Genomic DNA, 330 nt, shown 5'->3' with positions numbered 1-330 from the left:
GGATTTTAAGTCCTGTGCGTCTGCCAGTTCCGCCACTTCGGCTTTTTTGGCTCCAAGGGTGGGGCTCGAACCCACAGCCTACCGGTTAACAGCCGGTTGCTCCACCGTTGAGCTACCTTGGAATATTTTGGAGGCGACACCCAGATTCGAACTGGGGATCAAGGAGTTGCAGTCCACTGCCTTACCACTTGGCTATGTCGCCGCCTTTTTGGTGATCTATCCGCGACTCGAACGCGGGACACCCTGATTAAAAGTCAGGTGCTCTACCGACTGAGCTAATAGACCATATTAGTTGGGGTGGATAATGAGAGTCGAACTCACGACCTCCAG

3 tRNA genes are annotated in these 330 nt (G+C 53.3%); all 3 read right to left on the bottom strand.

Annotation, left to right across the window (positions count from 1 at the left end):
- Positions 1–47: 47 nt before the first annotated feature.
- Positions 48–122 (bottom strand) — tRNA-Asn (locus tag IC218_RS21690).
- Positions 123–128: 6 nt separating this feature from the next.
- Positions 129–202, bottom strand: a tRNA-Cys gene (locus IC218_RS21685).
- 7 nt (positions 203–209) lie between these two features.
- A tRNA-Lys gene (locus IC218_RS21680) sits at positions 210–285 on the bottom strand.
- Positions 286–330: the final 45 nt, after the last annotated feature.

It is taken from the genome of Clostridioides sp. ES-S-0005-03, from assembly GCF_020658455.1.
Taxonomy (GTDB): domain Bacteria; phylum Bacillota; class Clostridia; order Peptostreptococcales; family Peptostreptococcaceae; genus Clostridioides.
This window is presented reverse-complemented; position numbering and strand designations above follow the sequence as displayed.